Origin of the sequence: Thermoleptolyngbya sp. M55_K2018_002 (assembly GCF_015295965.1) — a bacterium.
GTDB lineage: Bacteria > Cyanobacteriota > Cyanobacteriia > Elainellales > Elainellaceae > Thermoleptolyngbya > Thermoleptolyngbya sichuanensis.
In genome coordinates this window covers 1-10,464 of the sequence record NZ_DVEA01000020.1, presented here as the reverse complement: position 1 = coordinate 10,464, position 10,464 = coordinate 1, and the positions used below count along the sequence as shown (strand labels likewise).

The following is a 10,464-nucleotide window of genomic DNA, read 5'->3' as shown; positions in this document are numbered from 1 at the left end:
GCTCTTCTGGGCGGCCTGCGTCTGCTATCTGCTGCTGCTGACGCTGGGAGCCGCAGGCGTGCAAATCTGGCGGCAGATGCACACTCGCCAAACGCCGCGCCTCTGGCCCAGCGCCCCGGTCAATCAGCCTGCGACCCGCGACCCAATGGATTCCATCAACCCCCAGCCTTAGGCTGAAGGATCATCCTGTGAGATGATGAGAGATGCTGTTTTGCTAAGCACCTCTCAGAAATTGCTGGCTTGTTACAAGTCAGCCTATTTTGTATAAGACACTCTTTGGAACCCTTGGAACACTATGAAGGCTGGCGATCGCGTCCGGGTGACTGAATCAGTCATTGTTTACCACCATCCCGAACATCGCAACGAACCCTTTGACCTCAAAGGGCAGGAAGGTGAGGTTGTCGGACTGGCAAATACCTGGCAGGGCAAAGCCATCAGCGCCAATTTCCCAGTCCTGGTTCAGTTCACCAAAAAATTCAAAGCCCATCTGCGCGAAACGGAGCTAGAAATCATCAGCTAGCATCCGAGCCTGAGTTAGAAGCCTCTGGGTCAGGCTCAGGGAGGTTGGGCTTGTCCGACCGTCGGTTCATCCATCCAAAGAAATTTAGCTCCCGCTGCATCTGGGCAAGATCCCGCTGATTTTCGGCGGCTGTTTCGGCGTACCACTGGCAATACTGCTCAAAGGCCTCGCGATAGCGCACCTCACGATAGAACTCGTAGGCTGCGTAGTGGCTTTGCAGGATTTCCTGCGCCTCGGTTTCGGGCGGCGGCAGAATGCGGCGGTAGAAGATGGGTTCCGGCATGGCAGACAGGAGGAGGGTGAGAGAGGGGGAGTGAGGAAAGAGAGAAGAGCGAAGAGATTCCGTTTTTCGTTCTTCGTTTTTCGTTATTTATTTTTTTGTCCACTCCCTACAGCCACCCCCGCAGTCGGTAGACCAGCAGCCCAATATATTCCTTGAGGGCGCGGGTGGTTTGCTGGAGACGGTCGGCATCGGGCATGACATTGAGAATCATGGCCTGCCAGGAGTTATCGACTTCTTCGAGTTCCTGATTGCTAACAAAGAAGTCGGTGGGTGCAGGAATTGCGTCAATGCCCAGCTTTTGGAAAATTTTGAGCGATCGCGGCATGTGCATCGCAGACGTGACCAGCAAGATTTGCTGAATGCCCCGTTCGTCCAGAATCTTTTTTACGTTTACCGCGTTTTCGTAGGTGTTGAGCGAGGTCTGGTCTTCCAGAATGGCGTAGGAGGGAACGCCCAAATCCTGCGCCAGCTTTGCCATGTCGCTCGATTCGGGCGGGCCGCCCCCTTTCCAGTAAATTCGCCCGCCGCTCATAATCACCAGCGGCGCTTTGCCCTGGCGATATAGCTCGGCTCCATACAAGACGCGATCGCCCGGCTCCATCACATCAATCGACGGGCGCGGCGGAATATGCGGCTTCAGGCTGCCACCCAGCACCACGATCGCCCCAGCCCGCGGCAACTCTCCTTCGGGAATATGCTGCCACTCCAGGGATTGTGTCAGCGCGTTGGACAGCCGCAGATTGCTACCCAAGAGCAGGCTGGCCAGCGCCAGCACCAGAGACACTGCGGCCAGCCGCGGCCGCTTCCACAGCGTTGCCAGGGCCACCAGCATCAGCACACACGCCAGCCCGACTGGGTAAATGAACAGCGGCAGGAGCTTGGAAAGAAAGAGGAACATGAGCGGTTTGGGATTGGGACACGGAGGCGAAACGAGGGAGTTGGAGATTGCTGGATGGCTCCATCACGCCATCACTTCACCACACCATACGCCATCACCCACTACTCTAATGCCCTCGCTCCTGTCCTGGCTGCTCAAGTCACGCTCTGTCTAAATACCTAACCCTCTAAATAGCTAACCCTCAATGACCAGCTAGCCGCCAGGAATTACCAGCCGTCTGGCACGTCGCGGCTCTCGATCCAGTCGTAGAGATCGCGCTCTGCCTTGGCGACGTTGAATAAATGCAGCCCAAAATCGTGGGACAGGTCTTCGCAGGCTTTGATACCCCGGACGCTGTTGCCCTTTTCGTCGAGCAGGGGAGAGAAAGTGCCAATGCCCAGCTTTCCGGGCACGACCGCAGTGATGCCGCCGCCGACCCCACTCTTGGCAGGCATCCCCACACGATAGGCCCACTCGCCGGAATAGTCGTACATGCCGCAGGTCAGCATGACGCTGATCACGTCCTGCACATAATGCTCATCGATCGCGCGATCGCCCGTGATTGGGTTTACGCCGCCATTGGCCAGCGTAGCCGACATCATTGCCAGGTCGCGGGCGCTGACCAAGATGGAACACTGCTGAAAATACAAATCGAGCGTTTCATCAATGCGATCGGTCACCATGCCAAAGTTCAGCATCAGGTAGGAAATCGCTCGATTTCGGTGTCCGGTTGCTTTTTCAGACAGAAACACGGGCACGTTGATGTCGATTTCTTTGCGTCCGGTGTAGCGCAGGAACATATCCAGAATGCGCTTGAGCCGATCGGTGGCGCTATCTCCCTTGATCAGGTCAGTGGTGGCGATCGCCCCCGCATTCACCATCGGGTTATAGGGGCGATTCGTCTTTTCGTCCAGCACAATGGCATTAAACGCCTCACCCGTCGGCTCCACGCTTACCTTGCTGTTGACATACTCCCGGCCGTGATCTTCCAGCGCCAGACCATAGACAAACGCCTTGGAGATAGACTGAATCGTAAACACCTGGTCGCAGTCGCCCACATCAAACACGCGCCCGTCCGTTGTGACGACACAGATACCAAACCACTCCGGTCTAGCCTGGGTCAGTTCTGGAATATAGTCTGCAACCTTTCCGGTGTTGAGAGGCTTGTATTTTGCGTGCAAATCGCTCAGATAGGCCCGAAACGGCGATGCCACAGCCTGAATCGAGTTTGCGAGCGATTTCAAGTCTCCGATATCCACCATAGTTGCCTCAACAGCCTCAACATAGTTGCCTCAAACAGTGACCTCAAACAAACCTGGGGACGAATCTTGGCACAAGGAGCAGTTCTTAATTGAACATGAGGAATATAGAAACGATTCGTCCGACATCCGCAACGTTGATAGGATTTGCGGCAGGATTTGCGGATTGACCGCAACCCAGAATCTACGCGCTAATCCGTATCCTGGATCTGCTGTGCCAATCGCTGAAACTCTTGGCTCACCGGATGCTCTGGAAACTTCATGCAAAACACGCCCTCGCTAGCAAGCTGCACCACATCTTCAGACAGCGGAAAGATGCCCGCCACCGGAGCATCGTAGGTTTCTTCGATCTTCTGCTTCAGCGCTTCAAAGTTGAGGCGGCTATGGACCTTGTTGATGGCCAGCAGCATCTTGCGGACGCGCAACTGTCGGGCCACGTCCACCGCCACGGCCGTTCCCTGATAGTCTTGTTTGTCGGGGCGCAGCAGCAAGATCAGCACATGGGAAATGGCGATCGACAAAAAGGTTTCCTTCGATAGCCCCGGATGCGTATCGATAAACAGGTAGTCAAGCTGGAGGTTTTTGACCAGGCTGCGGAAACCGTCGTTGAGCAGCTTTACGTCGTAGCCTTCCTTGAGGATGCGGGCAATGTCGTCTGCTTTGACGCTGGAGGGCACCAGCAGCACCTTTCCGTCGCCAGATAGCCCTGCATTGGCGCTCACGTCGTAGGCGGCTTCCTCAATCGGCGCTTCTCCCCAGAGATAGCTGTTAAGCGTCTTGGTCATGGCATCGGGTTCCAGGCTGAAGATGTTGTGAATGCCCGGAGAGGGTACGTCGGTATCTACCACGCCCACCCGGTTTCCCTGCATCGCCAGCGCGGCTGCCAGGTTTGCCGTGAAGTTAGATTTGCCAGTGCCACCCCGATAGGAGTGGATCGAGACGACTTTAGGCATTGGAGGCTTGTGAAAGCATACGACTTTCAGTAGATAAAAGTGCAGTCAAACAAGGTGTGCCTTTCAATACAAATTTGCTTTAATTTTGCTTTAATTGCAGATTTTTTCCTTAATCTAGCTAGTATCTGGCTAAAGATATCAGTCCGTTTTACCGTTTTTCCACTGCTATTGACCGAGTTCGTTACTATTCAGTACAACAGGACACAAATTCCAAAGAAATGATTAACAAACACGGGGATTGCCCAAGATTCCTGGCACGATCAATACAAGTTCAAATGAGGTCAGCTTAATAAAGACCTTAACCATAAACTACCGCTATAAATAGCGATAAGCGCCAATTACCATGTCTGGTATTTGGCGCTTTTTAGGGTTTACATCGCTCTAGATAAGCTCTAGATAAGCCCTAGATAAACTCTAGAGGTTCACTCAGAAAGTCAATAGGCAAGCGTTTCTAGCGTTTCTCGTAGGTAGCGACGAACGCGCTGATCTAGGGGTAAGGTGCTGAGTTCGCCTGCGACTGGCGGATCGCCCGCTGCGAATTCAGCCGCCGACTGTTCGCCGCTGCGCTCAAGCTGCCAGCGCTGGAAACCAGAGCTAGAGGCGATCGCCTGCTTTAGGCTTTCCCAAATGGTTTCGTCATTTGAGACTGAGGGATTTGGCAGCGAGTTGGAAGGTGTGGATGAGCTGGTCATAGGATCTCAGTAATGCCTCAAACGTTAGATCAGCAATCAATCAACCGAGCAGAACACAGCGAACCGTCAAGAGACTTAATCTCAAAGACACAAATCAAAGATACAAAGCTAAAGAGAGAAAGCTAGGTAACCGCAATGCACGCATACAAGAGCAGCACAAGGATTCAGGATTAAACCTGTTCCTTTTCTCACCATAGCGTACTCTTTGGGGCGAGTTGTGCTTTGAAGCACGGTCGCTGTGCCGGATCAAGCCTCGACCCGCCCAAATTTTAAGTCTTTACTCAAATCTTGCAGCAGCCTGCGGCTTCTTTACGGGTTCTCGGCGGGCGGGCGCTCTGGCGACTCAAATTCGGACGCTGCATCGTCGGTCAGGCTGACATCGGTCAGCGGATCGGGTAGCTCACGCAATAGCTCGGCATCTACCGCTTCCAGCGCCTCTGCAACCAGCGCTTCTACGTCCAAGCTGGGTGTGTCTGCGGAGAGGGGGTCTGAGGGTTCCTCCAGGGAATTTTGCTCATGGGCGATCGCCCCCTCGGTGGTTTCCTCTGTTTTCTCTATCGACTGATTTGCCAACAGAGCGCTGGCATCGACAATTTCCAGGGTTTGGGGTTCTGCGGAGTCGCGGGTCAATTCTGGGGTTAATTCTGTCGCGCTGGCATCAATAAGTTCTAGGAGTTCTGGGAGTTCTAGGAGTTCTGGGGTGGAATCCGGCGCGTCTAGGGAATCCAGAGCGTCTAGCCCAGCAGCAACACCGCCCCCAAAATCGTCTCCAAGATCCAGGCCAGGGTTGAGAGTTTCGGTGTCCAGAATCGTGGCTTCTGCTGGGGGGGGTTCGGGAGCCTGGGCAATCAGGTCTGCTGCCTGGGCAATCGCCCCCGCCATCGCGTTTATCTCTGCCATGCCCTCGTCTGCGTCTGAAGGCGCTGCGGCCCCGTCTGGCGGCTCTGCGGAAACCCGCACTTCTGAAACGATCGGCTCTGAAACCACGGCTGCGGCATCTGACAGGGGTGCGGACGAAGCTTGTGCGTCTGAAATGGCTTCCGAACCGACACTTGTGGGCTGGAAGCTCGCAGGCGAGTCCTCTCTCTCAGGCGAGTTCTCTACTTGGAACGCTTCAGAAAACGGCTCAGGCAGGGTGGTGGAAGTTTCCAGCGGCGGTTCTGGAGTCGAAACCTCTGGGGTTGCAGGTTCCGGGGTTGCAGGTTCCGGGGTTGCAAGGTCAGGCGTGCCAGAGTCTGGGGTCAGTTCCGGCGCAAGAGGCTGCGATTCTGAAGGCTCAGATTCGTCCCAGGGCGACTCGTTCAGCGCTTCGTCAACCACCAACGGTGCAGCGGAGGGCGGCTGGGGGCGATTCCCGTAGGGATTGCTTCGCGAATCGCGCTTGATTGCAGGCGGAACGCGGGGCGCAGCGGCGACCAAATCGGGCACAATTTGCTTGACCCGAAAGCCAGGAATCGTGAAGGATTTCGCCACTTCGTCCGGCGTATAGGGCGCAAACTGGGCGATCGCCGCATCGCTCGACAGCAGCGCCCGAATCACGCTCAGCGGCACTTGCACAAACAGGTTGCACAGCAAAAACGCGATGGCTGCAATGAGCAAGCCCAGCGCCCGGTTTTGGGGCAGGGTTGCGGCGGCTTCCGTCGCCACGGGCGCAAAGCGAAACAGTTGCCAGAGCAAGAGAAACAGGGCGATCGCTGCCGACCCCGCCAACGCCTGCACTTCGGTTCCCTTAAACAAATGCAGCATCCGTCGCCGATCGTCCGACAGCGCATCGGGGCGCAGCGCCAGCGGGGTCAGGCTAAAAATACAAAACGGTCGCTTCCACTGCATCCAAAGCACAGGCGCAATGCCCACCGCCCCCACTAGCAACACCTCCAGCCACACGGGCAGCCACGGATCGCCCACCGCCAATCCCACCAAGCACACCTCCGCCAGCAGGGGCACTGCCGCCAGACCTGCAAGATGAACCCAGAGATAAGGATCAGACCAGAAAGATCGCATAGGGCTTACCGGAGTATCCGCCGCGATAGCAGCGAGCGTTACAGCAAAAATTAGAGCCTGGGGCTACGTTTTTTGACCTACTTTTGTGATCCTAATCCAACCCGCGTGCGATCGCGCTTTTTCCACAGCACAACGTTCCCTAGAGAACTGGTTGCGCCATCTCACCATCCGCCGCAGCGCCGACCCCGCTGTAGATGTAGAGGATCACCCCAGACTTTTCTAATCCCCAACATCCCGCTTACATCCCTTAACATGGTCAATAAGCTTAGAAAGCGAGGCTCGATATTGCTCAATATTGCTCGATATTGAGCAACATTGTTGGGGTAAGAATTGTTGGGGCAGGACTTTCGCACTAGTGGATTTCAACCCCGATCCCCTCTCGCCCCCTTAATCCCCTTAATCAAGGCTACTGTGTACACACAAGTCTTCTAGGCTTGCGCGGCGATGCTTTGATCCCCCCTACCCCCCCTTGAACAAGGGGAGAACTGCTCCGTCCTTCCCTCCTTAAATGACGATGCTTTAATCCCCCCTGCCCCCCTTGAACAAGGGGGGAACTGATCCCCTCTTGTTCAAGGGGTGAGGCGTGACCTACCGCAGGGAGAACTGGATCGGAAGTCCCCCTTCTTAAGGGGGATTCAGGGGGATCTTTCGCAACAGAGAAAACTGGATCGAAAGTCCCCCTTCTTAAGGGGGATTTAGGGGGATCTCTCGGAGCGTGACGCAAAAAATCGAAACCTGTGTACGCAGGAGCTTCATCAAGGGGAGTCCCAGCAGGATTAATTTTTCAGGATTTTGGATGACGCTGGATCGCTTTGGTCGCAACATCAACTACCTCCGCATCTCCCTCACCGATCGGTGCAATCTGCGCTGCGTTTACTGTATGCCCGTCAATATGACGTTTCGCCCACGGGCAGAACTCCTGCAAGACGCAGAGCTATATCAACTGCTGCCGATTTTTGCCAAGCTGCTGGGCTTCAACAAGTTTCGGCTGACGGGCGGCGAACCCACCCTGCGAGAAAATATCGTCGAAATCGTCCGCTTTATCGCTGACCTACCCGATGCGCCAGAGGTCGCCATGACCACCAACGGCGTGCTGCTGGGGCAACTGGCTGCGCCCCTGGCTGCGGCTGGGCTGCGCCGCGTGAACATCAGCATTGACACGCTCGATCCAGGGAAATTTCAGCAGATTACGCGCTGGGGCAAGCTAGACGACGTATGGCGCGGAATGCAGGCGGCGGCCGATGCGGGGCTGCGGGTGAAGCTGAATGCCGTCGTGGTGCGCGGCTTTAACGATCAGCAGGACGTGGTAGACCTGGCGCGGCTGACCTACGAATTTCCCTGGCAGGTGCGGTTTATCGAGATGATGCCTTTTGGGGAAGTGTCGGATTTTCAGCAGCAAAACACGGTCAGCGAGGACGAGTTGCTGGGCGTGATTGGGCAACACCTGCAACCGCCAGACCTGCTGAACCAGGGAGAACTGGATGGCGAGGCACGGCTCTATCAACTGCCCGGAGCGCTAGGCACGCTGGGGTTTATTAGCTCCGTGACGAAGCCGTTTTGTGCAGGCTGCAATCGGGCGCGGCTGACAGCAGACGGGCGGCTGCGGCTCTGCCTGCTGCGGGAAAAAGAACTGGACTTGCTGACCCCACTGCGCCGGGGGGCCGGCGTAGATGACCTGAAGGCGCTGATTGAAGAAAGCATCTGGTGGAAGCCGTGGGGCCACGGGCTGGCAGATCAGGACGTGCCGATGAATCGGGTGATGTCGGAGATTGGGGGCTAGGCGCTGGGACTTCGGGCGTGAATCTTCTCGAATCTTCTCGATACCCGTGAATTTGAAAGCCCGTCTAGTCTGCTTGAGTGCCTGCGCTACCGTTCAAGTCGGGGCGCGATCGCCCCCGCGACAACTGGGCGATCGCCCAACGCGCCGTCGCCTGCACCTCTGGGTCGGGGTCGTTCGCGGCATGGCTGAGCAGGTCGCTCATCTGCATTACCACGTCATACATGCGCGTCACGTCTCGAATCGCGTTTTTGCGAACATCGGCATTGCTGTCGCGCAGGGAGGTGAGCAGGGCTTGCTTCATCGGCTTGAGCGTCCGCAGGGCAATCTCCGACAGCGTTGCCAAAATCAGGCTGCACTGCTGCGAATCGGCATCTACCAGCAGATCGACCAGCGGCTGCACTGCCCGCGAATCGCCCGCCTGACCCAGTTCCCAAATGGCCTTGCGGCGAGTCGCCGGGTCGGGGCTGTGCAGTTCCTCCAGCAGCTTATCCACAATACTGATGCGCTGGAGCCGGGTGGTTTCTGTGAGGACGGTTTCCAGGGAGGTTTCAGGATTTGAGTCGGGTGCGGCGTGGGCTAGGGAATCCACAGACTGGGGCGATCGCGCTGGCGTAGGAATCAACGCCTGGGAGGAACTGGTCGCCGCGATCGGGCCCACCGTTTCCCACAGCATATTGGGCTTTGGATCAGGCTGTGGGGCGGGTTCAGCGCGGGTCACGCGGGTCCCGACCTCAGAAGTCGCAGGTGGAGCCTGTGGCGGTGCATCGCCATTCCCTATGGCGGTATGACCTGGGGCGGCATGACCTATAGCGGCATGACCTGTGGCGAGGTTGCTTGGGGCGGACGACTCTGCCGCTGCCCGCGACCAGCCCGGATTGAGCGGCGGCTCCAACAGCACGCCTACCCCTGAGCCGCCGGCCCCGTCGAGCGCAGGCCCGCCGTCTGTTTCCAGCGTCCCCAGCCGACTCTGGCGCAACTGGCTGTAGATGACCCCAATGGCGATCGCCAGCCCCACCAGCAGTCCTGCCCAGCCAATCCAGTCTGCGGATTCGCCCGTCTCTGGCTCCGATTCTGCTGGCTCATTTGGCGGCGCTTCAGCAACTTCGCCAGACTCACCCACTGGCAACTCTGACGGTTCCACACCCGACTCATCTCCCGCCTCATCTGAGGCTATTCCATCAGCAGGCACGTCTGTCCCGCCAAACAGCGGCGCTTCATCACCCAACAGTTCCACTCGGGACTGCCGCAGTCTGGCGCGGGTGGGGTCGTCTAGTTCGCCCGTCGCCACCAGCCCCGATTCTTTTTGAAAGGTTAGCAGCGCGGTCTGCGTTTCTTTGCCAAACTCGCCATTGATTGCGCCGTAGTAATAGCCCAGCCGATTGAGCGTGGTTTGCAACTCCTGCACTGCCGCACCCCGGCTGCCCAAGCCCAGTAGCTCTGGCGGCGAGGGCGAAGGAATGCTGGATGGGTCGGCAGGTTGGCTGGATTGGGCAAGGGAAAATGCAGGAGCGATTCCCACAGGGATCGCTTCGCGAATCGCTTGGTCAGCCTGCGCCTTTTCCACACCAGAGCGGGCTGCCGCAACGGAACCCCAAGGCAAGCCAGCGGAAACCCCTCGCAAATCGGCGGCGAGTCCCACAGAAGAAATCACAGTCAGCAGCAGAACCGCAGAGCAGCGCATGAAACTCCAGGTCAAGATTGCAGACTGAGGCACCGTAGCCCAGCGAAGAATACCATCACGCCCGTTTTCACCTCAGCAACTCTAGGTTATGAATGCCCATCGAACACCCATTTCATCGACTCATTTCATCTAGTACAGGACTTACGCGCTCGCGATAAGTGTTCTGGGTTTTGGACGAATTCTCGCGGACTGCGCCTGCGAGAATTCGTCCAACTGCGTGAGTCTTACATGCGTGAGTCTTATAGTAGTCAGGATTTTAGAGTGAATTTACGCTACCGCGGATTTCTCCCTAAGATGGGCACTAATATACTTCACGCAGCAATTTCAGCCCTCACCCTTTTCTGGTATGCCGAAGGCTTTAAGCCCTCTCCCAGAGCGGGAGAGGGACTTCAAACCTATGTCTGGCTCCCCTTCTCCC

General features: G+C 56.8%; 9 protein-coding genes. 2 read left to right on the top strand and 7 right to left on the bottom strand.

From position 1 onward, the window contains the following. The first annotated feature begins 295 nt into the window (after positions 1-295). On the top strand, positions 296-520 hold the full coding sequence (locus IGS51_RS00830) for a ferredoxin-thioredoxin reductase variable chain (protein ID WP_068510603.1): 225 nt from the start codon (positions 296-298) through the stop codon (positions 518-520). Here the strand turns inward: IGS51_RS00830 and IGS51_RS00825 are convergent. From IGS51_RS00825 to IGS51_RS00800, 6 genes are all read right to left on the bottom strand, one after another. Continuing rightward, the gene (locus tag IGS51_RS00825) at positions 513-803 is read right to left on the bottom strand and encodes a hypothetical protein (RefSeq protein WP_297074914.1); all 291 of its coding nucleotides are present in this window, start codon (positions 801-803) and stop codon (positions 513-515) included. The two genes, IGS51_RS00830 and IGS51_RS00825, sit on opposite strands and share 8 nt — an antisense overlap. A gap of 106 nt (positions 804-909) precedes the next feature. After that, positions 910-1,701, bottom strand: coding sequence for a YdcF family protein (locus IGS51_RS00820; protein WP_297074913.1), 792 nt, complete (start codon positions 1,699-1,701; stop codon positions 910-912). 206 nt (positions 1,702-1,907) lie between these two features. Beyond that, complete coding sequence (gene glsA, locus IGS51_RS00815) at positions 1,908-2,942, bottom strand: glutaminase A (RefSeq protein ID WP_297074912.1); 1,035 nt, start codon at positions 2,940-2,942, stop codon at positions 1,908-1,910. A gap of 188 nt (positions 2,943-3,130) precedes the next feature. Further along, the gene (locus IGS51_RS00810) at positions 3,131-3,892 is read right to left on the bottom strand and encodes a MinD/ParA family protein (protein WP_205370266.1); all 762 of its coding nucleotides are present in this window, start codon (positions 3,890-3,892) and stop codon (positions 3,131-3,133) included. Positions 3,893-4,326: 434 nt separating this feature from the next. Continuing rightward, positions 4,327-4,584 (bottom strand): hypothetical protein, encoded by a 258-nt coding sequence (locus tag IGS51_RS00805; RefSeq protein ID WP_297074907.1) that lies wholly within the window; start codon positions 4,582-4,584, stop codon positions 4,327-4,329. 309 nt (positions 4,585-4,893) lie between these two features. Further along, complete coding sequence (locus IGS51_RS00800) at positions 4,894-6,585, bottom strand: low-complexity tail membrane protein (RefSeq protein WP_297074906.1); 1,692 nt, start codon at positions 6,583-6,585, stop codon at positions 4,894-4,896. Between the two features lie 796 nt (positions 6,586-7,381). On the opposite strand from IGS51_RS00800, the gene moaA reads away from it, so the two are divergent. Further along, positions 7,382-8,365, top strand: coding sequence for a GTP 3',8-cyclase MoaA (moaA, locus tag IGS51_RS00795; protein ID WP_297074904.1), 984 nt, complete (start codon positions 7,382-7,384; stop codon positions 8,363-8,365). Positions 8,366-8,429: 64 nt separating this feature from the next. Here moaA and IGS51_RS00790 read toward each other — a convergent pair whose 3' ends face one another. After that, positions 8,430-10,079, bottom strand: a complete 1,650-nt coding sequence (locus IGS51_RS00790; protein WP_297074903.1) for a HEAT repeat domain-containing protein — start codon at positions 10,077-10,079, stop codon at positions 8,430-8,432. Positions 10,080-10,464: the final 385 nt, after the last annotated feature.

What these genes read in the sequence shown, in the direction of transcription:
- IGS51_RS00820 (WP_297074913.1), bottom strand. Translation starts at nt 1,701, where the DNA reads ATGTTCCTCTTTCTTTCCAAGCTCCTGCCGCTGTTCATTTACCCAGTC.
- moaA (WP_297074904.1), top strand. Translation starts at nt 7,382, where the DNA reads ATGACGCTGGATCGCTTTGGTCGCAACATCAACTACCTCCGCATCTCC.
- IGS51_RS00830 (WP_068510603.1), top strand. Translation starts at nt 296, where the DNA reads ATGAAGGCTGGCGATCGCGTCCGGGTGACTGAATCAGTCATTGTTTAC.
- IGS51_RS00805 (WP_297074907.1), bottom strand. Translation starts at nt 4,584, where the DNA reads ATGACCAGCTCATCCACACCTTCCAACTCGCTGCCAAATCCCTCAGTC.
- IGS51_RS00825 (WP_297074914.1), bottom strand. Translation starts at nt 803, where the DNA reads ATGCCGGAACCCATCTTCTACCGCCGCATTCTGCCGCCGCCCGAAACC.
- IGS51_RS00800 (WP_297074906.1), bottom strand. Translation starts at nt 6,585, where the DNA reads ATGCGATCTTTCTGGTCTGATCCTTATCTCTGGGTTCATCTTGCAGGT.
- IGS51_RS00810 (WP_205370266.1), bottom strand. Translation starts at nt 3,892, where the DNA reads ATGCCTAAAGTCGTCTCGATCCACTCCTATCGGGGTGGCACTGGCAAA.
- glsA (WP_297074912.1), bottom strand. Translation starts at nt 2,942, where the DNA reads ATGGTGGATATCGGAGACTTGAAATCGCTCGCAAACTCGATTCAGGCT.